Raw genomic sequence first — 15113 nt, 5'->3', positions numbered from 1 at the left:
TCCCGCCGGTCAGGGCGCGGTTTTCAATGCTGCGCGAAGGGCCTGCAAGGTGGCCTGGTAGTAGGCTTTGCCAGCCTCTGACTGGGCGAAGTCGACGTATTCCTGCAACTCGGCGTCGGACAACTCGCGATAGACGTACAGCAGCGTATTGTCGATATCAGCCTCCACCTGTTGCGTCAGGCGTTGCCGCTGGCTTTCCAGCAGGCCTTGTGTCTGGCCACCGCCCAGCAGCCCCGGCATCATCTGGCTCAGGCTGTCGGCCGCGACGCCCGCCAGCGCCAGGCTGACTTCCGCCGCGCCCTGGCTGGCGGGAATCGCCTGGGCCAGGTGGCGTATCAGCAACTGCCGGTTGCTGCCGGCCTCCATGCGTGGCAACCCGTTGGCATGCCGGTTCAACTGGTCACGGCGGGTCGCCAGCACTTCGGCCTGGACGATCTTGCGGCCAAGCTCCGATTCGAAGAACGCCAGGGCCGGTTGCGCATCGGGCAGGTTCTGGCGCAGCGCCGCCTGTGCCCTGCTGTCCATGGCCGAGGGTTCGAAGCGCTGGTTGCTGTTGTTGACCAGTGCCTGGAAAACTGCCGGCGGCAGCGTGTCCTTGTAGCGCTGCTGCACGCTGTTGAGGGTTTCGCTGAAGTGCTGGCGCTGCTCGGGCCAACCGGCCGCCGCATAGAGCGTGGCGTGGGTATCGGCCAGGGTGGGCAGGCTGAAGGCCAGCAGGAGGAAAGTGAAGAGCGTGCGCATGACGAATCCTGTATGGGGGGTGGGTTATTTTCGTGGTGCGGGTGCTTGTTTGTCGATATGGCAGGTTAGACTCCAGCCTATTCTCAGGAGCGACGTCCTTGCCATTCACCTCGATCATCGATGAGCTGTCCAACCGGGGCTTTGCGCTGCAAAAAGACTTCCTTCGCGAAGATATGACCCACGATCTTGTCCTTGAGTGCCGCCGTCGGGAGCGCGAAGGTTCGCTCACACCCGCAGGCATCGGCAGGGGCGAGGGGGTGGCGGTGATGGAAGGGATTCGCGGGGATCAGATCGACTGGCTCGACCCCGGCCAGGCCGCCATCAGCGATCGTTACCTGGCGACCATGGATGAACTCCGGCAGGCCTTGAACCAGGCGTTCTTCCTCGGCCTCGAGGAGTTCGAATGCCACTTCGCCCTGTACCCGCCGGGGGCGTTCTACAAGCCTCACCTCGACCGCTTTCGTGACGATGACAGCCGTACCGTCACGGCAGTGCTCTATCTGAACCACGACTGGCAGCCGGAGCACGGCGGTGAGATGCGCATGCACCTCGCCCAGGGCCCTCTGGATGTGGCGCCGCTGGCCGGTAGCCTGGTGGTGTTCATGTCTGGCGAGGTCCTCCATGAAGTGCTGCCGACCTCGGTCGACCGGCTGGCCCTGACCGGTTGGTTCCGGCGGCGCGCCATCCAGCCGTTCTGATCCCTCGTCTGGCGTTTCTCCCGCCCATGAACAAAAAGACCCGGCCAAGGCCGGGTCTTTTTGTTCCAGTGTCGCGTCTTACATACCCAGCCAGTTCGGCAGGGCCAGGGAGACGAACGGCACATAGGTGACCAACACCAGGAACGCCAGCATCACCAGTACCCACGGCGCCACGGCGACGATGGTACGTGTCAACGGCATGCCGGTGACCGCTGAGGTGACGAACAGGTTGAGTCCTGTTGGTGGCGTGATCAGGCCGATTTCCATGTTCACCACCATGATGATGCCCAGGTGGATCGGGTCGATGCCCAGTTGCATGGCGATCGGGAACAGGATCGGCGCCAGGATCAGGATGATCGCCGACGGCTCCATGAAGGTACCGGCGACCAGCAGCACGATGTTCACTACCAGCAGGAATTCGATCGGGGTGAAGCCCTGCTCGACGACCCAGGCGGTGATGGACTGCGGGATCTGCTCAGTGGTCAGGACGTGGGCGAACAGCATGGCGTTGGCGATGATGAACATCAGCACCACGCTCAGTTTGCCAGCCTCGACGAATACCTTCGGGCATTCGCGGATGGTCATGTCCTTGTAGATGAAGATCGCCACGAAGGCCGCGTAGACAGCGGCTACGGCAGCGGCTTCGGTCGGGGTGAACATGCCCGAGTAGATACCACCGAGGATGATGACGATCAGCAGCAGGCCCCAGATCGCCTTGCGCCCGGCTTCGAGTATTTCCTTGAAGGACGCACGCGGCAGCGACGGCATGTTCTTGATGCGGGCGATGATGTAGATGGCCACCATCAACACCAGGCACAGCAGCAGGCCCGGAACCACACCTGCCATGAATAGCTTGCCGACCGAGGTTTCGGTGGCGGTGGCGTAGACCACCATGACGATCGATGGCGGGATCAGGATGCCCAGGGTACCGGCGTTACAGACGATACCAGCGGCGAACTCCTGCTTGTAGCCGGAGCGCACCATACCGGCGATTACGATCGAGCCGACCGCAGCCACCGTGGCAGGCGAAGAGCCGCACAACGCGGCGAACAGCGTACAGGCCAGAATGGCTGCGATAGCCAGGCCACCCTTGATGTGGCCGACGCAGGCGTTGGCGAAGTCGATCAGGCGGCGGGCCACGCCACCGGTGGTCATGAAGGCACCGGACAGCAGGAAGAACGGAATCGCCAGCAGCGTGTAGTGCTCGCTGGTCTCGAACAGCTTGATCGCCAGCGAACGTACGGAGTCGTTGCTGAAGAACAGGATGGTCATTGCCCCGGACAGACCCAGGGAGATCGCCACCGGGATGCCGATGAACATCAGCACGAACAGGGCGATGAAGAGAAACGCGATGGTCATTGTTTTTGCTCCGCGGTAGCGCCCTGATCAGCCAGTTTCAGTGCATCGTCAGCCTCGCTGTGCAGGCCCAGGCCATATTGTTTGCCTTGCAGCACGCGGATGAAGATTTGCAGGAAGCGCACGAACATCAGGGCAAAACCGATGGGCACGATCATCACGATATGCCACTGCTGGATGCCGAAACGGTCGAGGTCCTCGGCGCCGATGCCGGCGGAGAACAGCGTGGCCACCCATTGCTCGCTGGAGTAGGCCATCAGCGCGGTATAGCCCAGGCAGACGATCAGGGCGACGATGGCGACGAGGCGTTGCACGTCGCGGCTGAACTGGCGGACCAGCAGGTCCACGCCGATGTGCGCGCCGATGCGTACACCCCAGGCCAGACCGACGAAGATCAGCCAGCCGAACATGGCCTTGGTCAAGGCCACGCTCCAGGTCATTTCCTGGGCGAGGAACAGGATGCCGTCACCGATGGCGAAGAACAGATCTTCGCCGAACGGCATGGAGTCGCCCAGGGAATAGAAAACGGTATAGAGGTTGTTGAACACCACATAGGAGAAGGTGATCAGCGTCATGCCGCCCAGCAGGAAGGCGACCAGCCATTCCTCCAGGTTGTTCCAGACGCGGGAGATAGCATGCATGGATAATCTCCAGTGAAGCCGGGTTTGGGATTGGTACGAAAAGCCGCCAGGTTCATTCGAGCGTAGATGCTTTTCGTACAGATCCGAGTGGAAAGACCCGTTATCCGGGGTTTGATGAACGAGGAGACCAGCCGATGCCGTCGAGGGCAGCGGCTGGTCTCTCCAGCGGAGTCGTTAGCCTGGAAGGCTCCTGGCTCCGACTCAGTTGGCCTGGTTGCTGGCTTCGGCAGCCTTGATCAGGTCAGCACCGATTTCCTTCTCGAACTTCTTCCATACCGGGCGCATCGCGTTACGCCATTCTTCACGCTGCTCGGGCGTCAGGGTGATGATCTCGGTGGTGCCTGCTTCCAGGATGCGCTTCTTGTCGGCCTGGTTCAGTTCTTCGGCCTGGCGGTTCACTTCGACCGAAACCTCGTTGAGGATGGCGCTCAGCTCGGTGCGGATGTCTTCCGGCAGACCGTCCCAGAACTTGGTGTTGGTGATGACCATGTAGTCCAGCAGGCCGTGGTTGGACTCGGTGATGTACTTCTGCACTTCGTGCATTTTCTGGCTGTAGATGTTCGAGTAGGGGTTCTCGGCACCGTTTACCACGCCAGTCTGCAGGCCTTGGTAGACCTCGGCGAAGCTCATTTTGCGCGGTGCGGCGCGCAGCGCCTTGAACTGCTCGTCGAGTACGGCGGAAGCCTGTACGCGGAACTTCAGGCCACGGGCGTCTTTCGGCTCACGCAGGGCCTTGTTGGCGGACAGTTGCTTGAGGCCGTTGTGCCAGTAGCCCAGGCCGGTGATGCCTTTGCTTTCCATGGAGGTCAGCAGCGACTGGCCTTCTGGGCTCTTCTGGAAACGGTCGACCGCGTCGATGTTGTCGAACAGGAACGGCAGGTCGAAGATCTGGATGCCCTTGGAGTAATGCTCGAACTTGGCCAGCGAGGGGGCAATGATCTGCACGTCGCCCAGCAGCAGCGCTTCCATTTCCTTGCCGTCGCCGAACAGCGAGGAGTTCGGGTAGACCTGGACGTTCACTTTGCCGGCCAGACGCTCTTCGACGAGCTTCTTGAACAGCACGGCGCCCTGGCCTTTCGGCGTGTGCTCGGCGACCACGTGGGAGAACTTGATGGTGATCGGCTCGGCCGCCTGGGCCATGCCGGCGATGCTCAGCGATAGGGCGCAAGCGAGCGCCTTGGCAGTCATTTTGAACATTATCGTGTTCCTCTTGTTGGGTGTGAGGCGCCTTCGAGGCGACTCGGCAGTGAACGGATAGCTGACCCCGAATATCGGAATGATGGCCGCTGTGCTCCGATCAGGCTGATCCCTAGAGCAATGCCTATGCCAAATGGCGAGGGCTTAGACTTTCGTCGAAGACGATAGGTAGTGTTTTTATAGGCTGGCTACAAAATCGCTCTGGAATGCGCCCTGGTGCCTTGGCGGAATCAGGGAGAAGCCTCCTTTTCCGGCGACTGATTGGCGGATTTCCGCCAATCAGTCGTTTTCGGGCGGCGAGCTTCCGCCATGTTCGTTGAAGTTGAGTCCGTGCTTGCGCAGTTTGTCGTGCAGGGTCTTGCGTGGCAGGCCCAGGGATTCGGCGACGCTGCGCAAGGAGCCATGGGGGCGGGCCAGTTCCGCGGCGATCAGGCTGCGCTCGAAGGCTTCCACCTGGCGGGCCAGGTTGCCGGCACTCTCTTGTAGCGCCTCGGCAGGCTCTCCTACCGCGTCATCCAGGCCGAGGTCCAGGCCGAGGGCGAAGCGTTCCGCCGTGTTTTGCAGTTCGCGGACGTTGCCTGGCCAGTTGTGCAACAGCAACTGGGCCCGATGCTCCGGGCGCAGCTCGCGGTTCGCCAGGCCGTGGCGCTCCGCCGCCGCCTCGCTGAAATGCTGGAACAGCACCAGGGTGTCGTCATTGCGCTCGCGCAGCGGCGGTATGCGCAGCGGCGCGACGTTCAGCCGGTAATAGAGGTCGGCGCGGAAGCGGCCCTGGTCCGCCGCCTGGCGCAGGTCCTCCTTGGTCGCGGCGATCACGCGGATATCCAGCGGGATCAGCAGGTTGCCGCCGAGGCGCTCGACCACGCGCTCTTGCAGCATGCGCAGCAGCTTGACCTGCACCTCCAGGCTCATGCTCTCGATCTCGTCGAGGAACAACGTGCCGCCATTGGCGAATTCGAACTTGCCGATGCGGCGCTTCTGCGCGCCGGTGAACGCCCCCGGCTCATGGCCGAACAGCTCGCTCTCCACCACCGATTCGGCCAGTGCGCCGGCATTGATGGCGACGAACGGGCCGTTGCGCCGGCTCGACAGGTCGTGCAGCGCGCGCGCCACCACCTCCTTGCCGGCGCCGGTTTCGCCGAGGATGAGTACGTCGGCCTGGGTTCCGGCCAGTGCGCCGATCTGCTCGCGCAGGCGCTGCATGCCGGTGGACTGGCCCAGCAGGCGGGCGGACAACTGCTGCCGGTCCGCCAGCGCCAGGCGCAGGCTGCGGTTGTCCAGCACCAGTTTGCGCAGGGCCAGGGCACGGCGCACGCTCTCCAGCAGCGCATCGCTGGGGAAGGGTTTTTCCAGGAAGTCATAGGCGCCGGCGCGCATGGCCTGCACCGCCAGCTGGATATCGCCATGGCCGGTGATCAGCAGCACCGGCAGTTCGCTGTCGCGGGCCTGCAATTGTTCCAGCAGGTGCATGCCGTCGATGCCGGCCATGCGGATGTCGCTGACCACCACACCCGGCCAGTCCGCCGGCAGGCTGCCGTCCAGGCCGCGCGCGTCGCCCAGGCTGACCACCTTCAGTCCGGCGAGGTCGAGGGTCTGGCTCAGGGCCTTGCGCAGGTGTGGGTCATCGTCGATCAGCACGACCTGGGTCTGGTTGTCGATCGGGCTGTCGCTCATTGCAGATAATCCTCGGTGGGAAAGGCCGTTGCCGGTTGCGCCAGACGCAGCCGCAGGGTCAGTTGGGCGCCGCCTTCGGGGTGGTTGGAGAACTCCAGTTCGCCATCCAGCGCACGCACCAGGGTATCGCAGATCGCCAGGCCGAGGCCGAGGCCCTGGGCGCTGGTCTTGGTGGTGAAGAAAGGCTCGCGGGCGCGGGCGATGGCTTCGCTGCTGAAGCCGGGGCCGTTGTCGCGCAGGACCAGCCGCACGCCGTCGTCCACCTGGCCGGCGCTGAGCCAGATACGCCGTGGCAATGGCCGTTCGCCGAGGGCATCGAGGGCATTGGCCAGCAGGTTGGAGAGGATCTGCCGCAGGCGGGTTTCTCCGGCCTGCACCCAGAGCGTGGCCTCGGGCAGGTCGCGGATCAGTTCGACGCCCATCGACTGGCGGCGCTTGGCCAGCAGCGCCAGGGCATCGTCGATGGCCGGTTGCAGCGCCACCCGCTCCGGTGCATGACGATCGCGGCGGGCGAAGGCGCGCAGGTGGGCGATGATCGAGGCCATGCGTGCGGTCAGCTCGCTGATGCGTTGCAGGTTGTCGCGGGCCTCGTCGTTGCGCTGGTGGTCGAGCAGTACGCCGGCGTTGTCGGCATAGCTGCGGATCGCCGCCAGTGGCTGGTTCAGTTCATGGCTGATGCTGGCGGACATGGTGCCCAGCGCCGAGAGCTTGCCGGCCTGCACCAGCTCGTCCTGGGCGCGCACCAGCTCCTGCTGGGTGTGTTCGCGTTCCAGCACTTCCGTTTTCAGGCGGCTGTTGAGGGACTCCAGGTCGCGGGTGCGCTCCTGCACCCGCTGTTCCAGTTGCTGGCGCGCCTGGGCATCGAGGTTGAGCCGTTCGATGAAGTGCCGCCGACGCTGCATCAGCAGCCCCAGCCACAGCAGCAACGCCAGCAGGGTGGCGCCGCCGATGGCGACCGCCGTGCGCACGGGGCGCTCGACCATGGACATCGGCGCAAGGATGCGCACGGTCCAGTCGATCTCGCGCAACTCGTGGCTCTGGATCAGCCAGCGGTTGATGTCCAGCGTCAGGTCCTGCGGTGACAGGGTCGGGTAGGGCTGGTTGAAGGCGATCTGCTCGCGCTCGTCGAAGTCCAGCGCACGGCTGGCGCGAAACCGCCACGCATCCTGCGAGGTAAGGATCACGACACCGAAGTTGTCGGTCACCAGGAGTCGTTCCGGTGTGTTGCCCCAGAGCCGTTCGGTGTGGTCGAGGTCCACCTTGACCACCAGCACGCCGAGGATGCGCTCGCCGTCGCGCACCGCCGAGCCGAAGTAGTAGCCACGCTTGCCGGAGGTGTTGCCGAGGCCGAAGAAGCGCCCCAGCTTGCCTTCCAGGGCTTCGATGAAATAGGGCCGGAAGGAGAAGTTGCGGCCCACGAAACTGTCGTATTCGGCCCAGTTGGAAGAGGCCAGCGCGTAGCCTTCGGTGTCCATCAGGTAGATGACGTCGGCGCCGGTTTCCTTGCGCAGTTCGTTCAGGCGGCGGTTGGCCTGGTCCAGGGTCTGCGGGTCGTCGGCCTGGTAGAGCGCGGCGCGGATCGTCGGCAGCTCGCCGAGAATGCGGGGCATGACTTCATAGCGGCGCAGTGTGCCGAGCAGGTTGGCGACGTAGAGGTCGAGGGTCTGGCGGTTCTGCTCGGTCAGCTCGTTGACGTAGTAACGCTCGGCCAGCCGTTGCACGGGCCAGAGCAACGGTGCCAGCAGCAGTGCGAGCAACGCCAGGTTGCGCCAGCGGGGGCGCCTGGAAATGGGTGTGTGCGTCAGGGTCATGCCGGTGCGCCTATGGGACGGCGCCATTATGCACGCAGCGGTGGGGATAACCGAAATGGCCCTGGCGGAACGCGGACGGGCGCCGCAGCGCGACACCCGTCCTGCCAGTGCGTCAGAAGTCGCCGCGCAGCGTCACGACATAGCTGCGGGGTTCGCCGAACAGGTTGACCCGGTCCAGGCCATCCGCCGACATGTAGTACTTGCGGTCGAACAGGTTTTCCCCGGTCAGGCTGACCTGCCAGTGCGGGTCGAGTTTCCAGGCGACCCGGGCATCCCAGATCGCACGGCCCGAAGCACCGTATTTGCGACCGGTCGAGGTTTCGTTCTCATAACGCGATTGCGCGGAAACGCCGCCGCCCACGGTGAGGCGTTCCAGGCTCCCGGGAACGATATAGCTGGTCGACAGGCGCGCCAGGTGCTTGGGCGTTTCGCTGGACACCGGGCCGCCGCTGTTCTGGCGTGTCATGTTGAAGGTGTAGCCACCCATGACTTGCAGGCCTGGCAGCAGTTCGCCGCTGGCCTCCACATCGAAGCCCTTGCTGCGCTGGATGGAGCCGTTGTTGTAGCAGGTGCCGTAGGCGTCGTTGCCGGTGCAGCGGATACCTGCCGCGTAGGCCTCGTCATCCGCCTGGGAGACGTCTTCCTGCTTCACGTAGAACAGTGCGAGGGCGAGGTTCAGGCGCTTGTCGAACAGTTCGCCCTTGACGCCGGTTTCATAGCTGGCGCCGATGGCGGGCTTGAGCGGCGAGCCACCGATATCGCGGTAGCGGCTCTGTGGCAGGAAAATGTCCGAGTAGCTGGCGTACCAGGACCAGTTCTGGTCGAGGTCGTAGATCAGGCCGGCAAACGGCGTGAACTGGCCGCTTTCCTTGGTGGTGTAGTCGCCAGCGCCGATCTTGTACTTGAAGTCGTAGTTGTACCAGCTGACGCGCGCACCGAGCACCAGGCTCAGCGGTTCGGACAGGCGCAGGCGCGTATTGGCATAGATGCCAGACTGTTCGTCGACCAGGTCGGTGACGGAGGTCCAGGCCGGTCGGGCCGGCTTGGCGAAGGCATGGTGATCGACGTCGAAGATGTTCACCGGTACGCGGTCGGCACTGGAGAAGAAGATGTCGGCCATCTTGTCCGTCACGTTCTGGCGGGACCAGTTGGCGCCCAGGACCAGTTGATGGGTCAGGCCGAAGGCGTCGAAGTTGCCTTCGAAGTGGGTGTCCGCGCCGATGCTTTTCACGTCAAGGTGACGGAATTGCACGCCGCGGAATGTCGAGCCCGCATGAGTGACCGGGTCGAGAGGCCCGCGCGCATAGGCGATGGCCTGTTTGAAGCCACCGTCCGAGTAGGTCAGCGAGGTCTTGTTGCTCCAGGTGTCGTTGAAGCGGTGCTCGACCTCGGCGAAGGCTTCGTTCATGCGGGTTTCATGGCTGTTCCAGTCCTGCACCAGGGCGGTGGAGCGCGAGATGTTCGGCGCCGTGCCATCGCTGTAGCGCGGCAGGCCGAAGATCGAATAGCCGTTGATCTTGCCGGTCTGGCGACGCAGGCTCAGGGTCAGCGTGGTGTCGCTGCCAAGGTCCGCTTCGACGATGCCGTACAGCAGCGGCGTCCGGGATTTCTTCTCGTCCAGGTAGGAGCCTTTGTCTTCGTAGGCGGTGACCAGGCGTCCACGCAGGGTGCCCGCGTCATTCAGGCTACCGCTGCCATCCAGGTCGAGCCGGTAGTTGTCCCAGGAGCCGGCGCGGGCGGTGATGGAGAATTGCGGGGTCGCCGTCGGGCGCTTGCGCACCAGGTTCACCGCGCCACCGGGGTTGCCGGCACCGACCAGCAGGCCGGCCGCGCCACGCAGCACTTCGACACGGTCGTAGATCGCCGTGTCCGGCGGCAGCCAGCCAGTCACGGTGTAGGCCTGCCCCGGGACGCCGTCCATCAGGTAGCTGCTTTCATCGAGCACGAAGCCGCGTGACTGGAACACGTGGGCGCCGAAGTTGCGTTGGCCGAAGGTGATGCCGGGTGTCTTGGCCATGACCTGTTCCAGGCTGGTCAGGTTCTTTTCATCCATGAGCTTGCGGGTCATGACGCTGACCGACTGCGGGATTTCCCTGAGTGTCTGGGTGCTTTTGCCGATGCTGACGGCGCGCGCCGCATAGGAGCCGCTGCCCTCGCTGGTCGCGCCCAGCAGCAGGCCGCTGTTGATGCTGGTGGCGCCCAGCTCCAGGGCACTGCCGCCGCTGCTGGCGGGCTGGACGCTGAAGTTGCCGCTGCCGGTGACGCGCAGTTCCAGATCGCTGCCGTCCAGTGCGCGTTGCAGGGCCTGGAGGGGCGAGAAGTTGCCGCGAATGGCCGGGGCCTGCTTGCCTTGCACCAGGGCCGGGTCGAGGGCGATGACCTGGCCGGTCTGGCGTGCGATGGCGTTCAGGGTATTGGCCAGGCTGTCGGCCGGCAGGTTGAATGCGACGGCCTGCTGGCGGACTTCCGCCGCATCGGTGGCATGGGCGGTGGGGCCGAGCAGGGCCAGTGATAGGGCGATGGCGAGGGGCCAGGGCTTGTGCATGAAGCTCTCCTGTTATGCGTGCTTTCAGGAGATAGGTGAAATGAGAAATGAAAACCGGACACGGATGGGAATGTTTTTTCTGCGCACGCCGCAGAGGCTTTCCTGCCGGGTTGCTTCAGCCCGTCGGCCTTTCTTCGGGTCTGAGCGTCAAGACCTGCACACCGTCTCGCGTCACGGCCACCGTGTGCTCGAATTGGGCGGACAACGTCCCGTCCAGTGTGACGACAGTCCAGCCATCCCCTTTGGTGCGGACGGCGTCACGTCCCTGGTTGATCATTGGCTCGATGGTGAACACCATGCCTTCGCGCAATAGCAGCCCGGTCCTGGGGCGGCCCCAATGCAGCACCTCGGGTGGTTCGTGCATTTCACGACCAATGCCATGCCCGCAATACTCCCGCACGACGGAGTAGCCGTTTTGTCGGGCGTGGCGCTCGATGGCATGGCCTATATCGCCAAGCCGGTTGCCTGGGCGAACGGCGTTGATGCCTTTCCACATGGCTTCGTAGGTCACCTGCACAAGCCGCGTTGCCGGCAAGGACACTTCGCCGATGAGGTACGTCTTGCTGGAATCGGCGATGAACCCATTCTTTTCCAGCGTGATGTCGAAGTTGACGATGTCTCCGTTCTGCAGGATTTCCGTGGCAGATGGGACACCGTGGCAAACGACGTTGTTACGCGAGGCGTTCAGGGCATAGGCGAATCCATACTGCCCCTTGCTCGCCGGGCGTGCCTTGAGTTCGTTCACGATGAAGTGCTCAGCCATGTCGTTGACTTGCAGGGTCGACATGCCGATCAGGTTCAACCGATCCAGGTAGCCGAACACGCTCGCCAGCAGTCGTCCCGACTCTGCCAGCAGTGCGATTTCCTCCGGGCGCTTGGTCATCTCAAAGCGCCCTGACAGCCTGGGCTTCGACGCCAGCGGCCCGAAGCTCCTGCACGACGACTTCATTGAAGGTCAGCGTCGGATTCATTTCACACAGCATGCCGACCTTGATCCAGAAGGCCGCCTGCGCGTTGATGGATCGACACGTCACGGCACTCGCCTTGCGTATCTGGTCGTGCAGGTCGTCGTCGATGTTCACAATGCCCATGTCAATCTCGAATATATGGAATGTATATGAATCGTATATTCGTCTCGATGGCTATGCAAGGCGCTTTCTCCGGAACGAACGACCCAAATGGAAGGAGGCCGTAAACCTACCCTCGAAGCTTTCCGCTCAGGCGCGAGGGCTGATCAGGGTGATCCAGGGGCCGTAGTGTTCGATGCGGATCGGCAGCGTTTCGGCCAGGGCCAGCAGGGTGCGATCGCTGTCGTCCAGCGGGAACACGCCTTGTACACGCAAGGGGCGGACACGTGGGTCGACCCGGATCAGCCCGTGGCGGTAGGGGCGCAGCGATGCGATGACGGACTCCAGCGTTTCGTCCAGCACGCTGAGTCGACCTTGCAGCCAGTCGGCACGGTAGTTCTGCTCCGGCAGCGTCTCGATGCTGCCAGGGCGCAGCAGCGCCGCGTGGTCCTGGCGTAGTTCCAGGGCCTGGCCGCTGGTATTGCTGATGTGCACGGCATGCTGCAACACCACCACGCGGGTGGCGCCTGCCTCCTGGCGCACCAGGAAGCGGGTTCCCAGCGCCCGTGTCTCGCCCTCGGCGGTCAGTACGCGCAGGGGGCGTGCCGGATCGGCGGCGGCCTGCACCACCAGCTCTCCGTGGCGCAGGTGCAATAGCCGTTGCCGGGGGGTGAAGTCCACGTCGACGGCGCTGGCGGCATTGAGAAACAGACGGCTGCCGTCGGTCAGCGTGACGTTGCGCCGCTCGCCGGTGGCGCTGCTGTAGTCGGCCAGCAACGCCTGGCCAGGGCGACTGCCCGCCGCCAGCCACAGGCCGCCGCCAACCAGGCCCACACCGGCGAGGGCCTGTAACAGGTTGCGCCGCGAGGTGTGGGGGCGCAGCAGCACGGCGCGGGCGTCTTCGCCCTGGCCATGGCGGCGCAGGGTGTCGTAAGGCGACCCCAGGCGTTGCTGGAGGTGTTGCCAGGCCTCGGCATGGGCCGGGCTGGCGGCCAGCCAGGTTTCGAGTCCCGCCAGGGTTTCGGCGTCCGCCGAGCCTGAACGCAGTAACACCATCCACTCGATGGCCTGTTCGGCAGCGGTATCGAGCGTCACTGCGCCGGTTCCGCCAGGTAGCACTGGCGCAATGCCTGGGTCATGTAACGACCTACGGTGCGTTCGGAAACGTCCAGGCGCTGTGCGATCTCACGGTAGCTGAGGCCATCGAGCTGGCTGTAGAGAAAGGCCTGCTTGACCACGCGCGGCAGGCCGCAGAGGCTGCGGTCGATGCTGAGCAGCGCTTCGAGCAGCAGCGCGGTTTCTTCCGGCGAAGGGGCGAGTGCCTCGGGAAGCAGGGCAAGGCGTTCCAGGTAGGCCTGTTCGAGCTTCCAGCGGCGCTGGCGGTCGAAGATCAGCCGGCGGGCGATGGTGGAGAGGTAGGCCCGCGGCTGTTCGATGCTGTCCGGGTCGACGCGTGAGGCCAGCAGTTGGCAAAAGGCTTCCGCGGCGGTGTCTTCGGCATCCGCGCGATTGTTCAGACGGCGCTGTACATGCTGCAGCAGCCATCGGTGATGGTCGCTGAAGAAGAAGCCCAGTTTGCTGGGGGCGGTTCTGGACACGGTGTCACTCTGATATGGAAACCGTTCTCATTCTATAGCGCTGATGGAAGCGCAGGCAATTGCACACTCTGCGATGAACCGGGCCTGTGGGCATCCATCGGCTCTTGCGCACAGGCCGTTTGCAAACCAGGGCCATCCGCCTACAATCGCGATCAATTCTTATCCTTATCGGGCCAGGCCCGGGAGAATCCGGGTGTCCAGCTCTCCGCCTCCTTCATCGCGGCAACGCCTCGACAGCCTCTACCGCGATCATCATGGCTGGCTACAAGGCTGGTTGCGCAAGCGCCTGGGCGACCGCGAGCAGGCGGCGGATATCAGCCATGACACCTTCCTGCGCCTGCTGGCGAGCCGGCGCATGCCCGAGCATGGCGAAGGGCGCCGCTTCCTGGCGCAGATCGCGCGCAACCTGGTCATCGACCAATGGCGCCGGCAGCGCATCGAGCAGGCCTACCTCGACACCCTGGCGGCCCAGCCGGAAGCGCACAGCCCGTCGCTGGAAACCCGCGCCCTGGTCATCGAAACCCTGATGCAGATCGACGCCATGCTCGATGGCATGCCGGCCCGGGTGCGCGAGGCTTTCCTGCTCTCGCAGTTCGAGGGGCTGACGTATCCACAGATCGCCGAGCGTCTGCAGGTCAGCATCAGTTCGGTGCAGAAGTACATGCTGCGCGCCATCGCCGCCTGCTATCAGGTGCTCTACGCCGAATGAAAGCTGCCGACGCGCCCATTGCCCCCGCCATCGTCGAGCAGGCCAGCCACTGGCTGATGCTGCAATGGGGCGGCGAACTGGACGACGAGCAGCGCCAGCGTTTCATCGACTGGCAGGCGGCCGATCCCGAGCACGTGCGTGCCTGGCGGCGCCTGGAACACTTGCAGGGCACCCTGGCGGGTGTTCCCGCCCATACCGCCAGCGCGGTGTTGCGCGAGCAGCCCGATGCCCGCCGGCGGCAGACCCTGAAACTGCTCAGCCTGCTGCTGGTCGCGGGCGGCAGCGGCTATCTGGCGCATGCGCAACTGCCCTGGCGCGAGGCCATGGCCGACCTGCGCAGCGGCACGGGCGAGCGTCTGCAACGCACGCTGGCCGATGGCAGCCGCCTCAGCCTCAACAGCGGCAGTGCGGTGAATATCCGCTACAGCGAGCGCGAGCGGCGCATCCAGTTGCTCACGGGCCAATTGCTGCTCGACAGTGGTCGGGATGCCGCCGGGCGTCCATTGATCGTGGAAACGGCGGCGGGCGAGATTCAGGCCCTGGGCACCCGTTTCTCCGTGTATGAAGTCGACGGCGGTAGTCAGGTCGAACTCTACGAGGGCGAACTGGAGCTGCGTCCCCGACACGCCGCGCCGTCGCGCCTGCTGGCAGGCCAGCGCCGCTGGTTTTCTGCCGATCACAACGCGGCGGTTGGCCAGGCCGACCCGAACGCCGCTGCCTGGAGCGAGGGCAAGCTGATCGCCGAGCGCATGCCGCTGGGCGACTTTCTCCAGGAGCTGTCACGCCATCGCCCGGGTGTACTGCGCTGCGATCCTGCGGTTGCCGATCTGCCATTGACCGGAGTCTTCCCTCTGGCTGACACCGACCGTGTGCTGGTCGCCTTGCAGCAGTCACTGCCGGTCGAGGTGCATCGCCTGACGCGCTATTGGGTGACCGTGAAACAGCGGTGAGCACCAAGCCGCAAATCTCTGAAGGTGCACCGCCCGCGGTCACTTGCGGCTTGAAGCGTGCCGCTAAAAACTTTTTCAAAAGCCATTGTCGGTTTTGCCGGCTCGCGCGGGATTCCTCTTGAAACC

At 64.3% G+C, this 15113-nt stretch carries 14 protein-coding genes; 3 read left to right on the top strand and 11 right to left on the bottom strand.

Annotated elements, in window-relative coordinates:
- Positions 1 to 9 precede the first annotated feature (9 nt).
- Entirely contained in the window at positions 10 to 741 is a 732-nt protein-coding gene (locus tag HW090_RS09995) for a DUF2059 domain-containing protein (protein ID WP_179113391.1), read from the bottom strand.
- 98 nt (positions 742 to 839) lie between these two features.
- Between HW090_RS09995 and HW090_RS09990 the strand changes: the two genes are divergently transcribed.
- On the top strand, positions 840 to 1439 hold the full coding sequence (locus HW090_RS09990) for a 2OG-Fe(II) oxygenase (RefSeq protein ID WP_256930647.1): 600 nt from the start codon (positions 840 to 842) through the stop codon (positions 1437 to 1439).
- A 78-nt stretch (positions 1440 to 1517) separates the two neighbouring features.
- Here HW090_RS09990 and dctM read toward each other — a convergent pair whose 3' ends face one another.
- The 10 genes from dctM to HW090_RS09940 all read right to left on the bottom strand — a co-directional run bounded on the left by dctM (position 1518) and on the right by HW090_RS09940 (position 13328).
- Positions 1518 to 2798 carry a C4-dicarboxylate TRAP transporter large permease protein DctM gene (gene dctM / locus HW090_RS09985; RefSeq protein WP_179113390.1) on the bottom strand — a complete coding sequence of 427 codons (1281 nt, stop codon included), beginning with the start codon at positions 2796 to 2798 and terminating at the stop codon, positions 1518 to 1520.
- Positions 2795 to 3436, bottom strand: a complete 642-nt coding sequence (locus HW090_RS09980; RefSeq protein ID WP_179113389.1) for a TRAP transporter small permease — start codon at positions 3434 to 3436, stop codon at positions 2795 to 2797. Before HW090_RS09980 ends, dctM begins: the two co-directional genes overlap by 4 nt.
- Before the next feature lie 201 nt (positions 3437 to 3637).
- Complete coding sequence (gene dctP / locus HW090_RS09975; protein WP_179113388.1) at positions 3638 to 4633, bottom strand: C4-dicarboxylate TRAP substrate-binding protein DctP; 996 nt, start codon at positions 4631 to 4633, stop codon at positions 3638 to 3640.
- A gap of 279 nt (positions 4634 to 4912) precedes the next feature.
- Positions 4913 to 6307, bottom strand: coding sequence for a sigma-54 dependent transcriptional regulator (locus HW090_RS09970; RefSeq protein WP_179113387.1), 1395 nt, complete (start codon positions 6305 to 6307; stop codon positions 4913 to 4915).
- Positions 6304 to 8118, bottom strand: coding sequence for an ATP-binding protein (locus tag HW090_RS09965; RefSeq protein ID WP_179113386.1), 1815 nt, complete (start codon positions 8116 to 8118; stop codon positions 6304 to 6306). Before HW090_RS09965 ends, HW090_RS09970 begins: the two co-directional genes overlap by 4 nt.
- 112 nt (positions 8119 to 8230) lie before the next feature.
- Positions 8231 to 10663: a TonB-dependent siderophore receptor gene (locus tag HW090_RS09960; RefSeq protein WP_179113385.1), complete on the bottom strand. Its 2433-nt coding sequence runs from the start codon at positions 10661 to 10663 to the stop codon at positions 8231 to 8233.
- 115 nt (positions 10664 to 10778) lie between these two features.
- Positions 10779 to 11546, bottom strand: coding sequence for a type I methionyl aminopeptidase (gene map, locus HW090_RS09955; protein WP_179113384.1), 768 nt, complete (start codon positions 11544 to 11546; stop codon positions 10779 to 10781).
- Position 11547: 1 nt separating this feature from the next.
- Entirely contained in the window at positions 11548 to 11754 is a 207-nt protein-coding gene (locus tag HW090_RS09950) for a ParD-like family protein (RefSeq protein WP_179113383.1), read from the bottom strand.
- 126 nt (positions 11755 to 11880) lie between these two features.
- A complete protein-coding gene (locus HW090_RS09945; RefSeq protein WP_179114878.1) occupies positions 11881 to 12786 on the bottom strand; it encodes a FecR domain-containing protein in 906 nt (301 codons plus the stop codon).
- A gap of 35 nt (positions 12787 to 12821) precedes the next feature.
- A complete protein-coding gene (locus HW090_RS09940; protein ID WP_179113382.1) occupies positions 12822 to 13328 on the bottom strand; it encodes a sigma-70 family RNA polymerase sigma factor in 507 nt (168 codons plus the stop codon).
- 193 nt (positions 13329 to 13521) lie between these two features.
- Here HW090_RS09940 and HW090_RS09935 point away from each other — a divergent pair, with 193 nt between their 5' ends.
- On the top strand, positions 13522 to 14037 hold the full coding sequence (locus HW090_RS09935; RefSeq protein ID WP_256930646.1) for a sigma-70 family RNA polymerase sigma factor: 516 nt from the start codon (positions 13522 to 13524) through the stop codon (positions 14035 to 14037).
- Positions 14034 to 14987, top strand: a complete 954-nt coding sequence (locus HW090_RS09930; protein ID WP_179113380.1) for a FecR domain-containing protein — start codon at positions 14034 to 14036, stop codon at positions 14985 to 14987. The genes HW090_RS09935 and HW090_RS09930 overlap by 4 nt, the downstream gene beginning before the upstream one ends.
- Positions 14988 to 15113 lie beyond the last annotated feature (126 nt).

Origin of the sequence: Pseudomonas sp. ABC1 (assembly GCF_013395055.1) — a bacterium.
GTDB lineage: Bacteria > Pseudomonadota > Gammaproteobacteria > Pseudomonadales > Pseudomonadaceae > Stutzerimonas.
This window is presented reverse-complemented; position numbering and strand designations above follow the sequence as displayed.